We start from the raw sequence: 237 nt of genomic DNA, 5'->3' as shown, positions 1-237 counted from the left end.
AAGAACCTGACGTTTTTGTGCGCCTACCACAACGGTATTAACGACGATGACCCACAAAGGCCTACCAGGCGCGGCTACATGTACCGGCTCAACACCGGAGTCAGCTTCATCCCACCGTGGGGTACACCAATCACCGCAATGCCCGAATACCAAGAAGCAGTCGCCAGACTCAACGCCGAAAAAGCAGCCACAGCGCCAGCCCAGCCACCGGACCCACCACCCGACAGCAGCTAACAC

Annotated in this window: 1 pseudogene; it reads left to right on the top strand. The window is 58.2% G+C overall.

The features are described from left to right. Positions 1 to 234: pseudogene (locus HMPREF2526_RS13085) on the top strand (HNH endonuclease); the annotation flags it as partial. Between the last annotated feature and the right edge of the window lie 3 nt (positions 235 to 237).

This window comes from Corynebacterium sp. HMSC070E08 (genome assembly GCF_001808895.1).
In the GTDB taxonomy this organism is placed as follows: domain Bacteria; phylum Actinomycetota; class Actinomycetes; order Mycobacteriales; family Mycobacteriaceae; genus Corynebacterium; species Corynebacterium hiratae.
This window is presented reverse-complemented; position numbering and strand designations above follow the sequence as displayed.